The organism is Cryobacterium sp. 10I1 (assembly GCF_035019805.1).
GTDB classification, from domain to species: Bacteria; Actinomycetota; Actinomycetes; order Actinomycetales; family Microbacteriaceae; genus Cryobacterium; species Cryobacterium glucosi.
The window spans coordinates 1-326 of the sequence record NZ_JASJVF010000614.1 but is presented as its reverse complement, the minus strand read 5'-3'; the positions used below and the strand labels follow the sequence as shown (position 1 = coordinate 326).

The 326-nt window shown below is 75.2% G+C and carries 1 protein-coding gene; it reads left to right on the top strand.

The genetic code is table 11. The features are described 5' to 3' along the window. The coding region (locus QN345_RS20010; protein ID WP_323509237.1) for a hypothetical protein at window positions 1-326 on the top strand (326 nt) is incomplete at both ends.

Below are 326 nucleotides of genomic sequence, written 5' to 3'. Positions count from 1 at the left end.
CCCACCGACTGGCCCGGTCGACGGCGATGCGCGCGACGGCATCCGCTTCACCGGTTCGACGCCCGGCCCGGTGCGGACCGGCCCGAGACAGGTGCCGGCCACGGATTCCGCGACGTCGGCGCTCGGCTACGGTCTCGTGATCCTGGCGATGGCCGGCGTGCTCGGGGCCGAAGTCGCCGCGCTCGGGTATGCGCCTCTCGCGACGATCCGCGTCGTGCTGCTCGCCTGGACATTCTCCGCGGTGCACGTCTCGGTGTTCCAGCTCGACCCGGGCCGGGCCGGCCGCTGGGTCGCGTGGCTGGCCATCGCCGCCGGCGGAGTCGCGG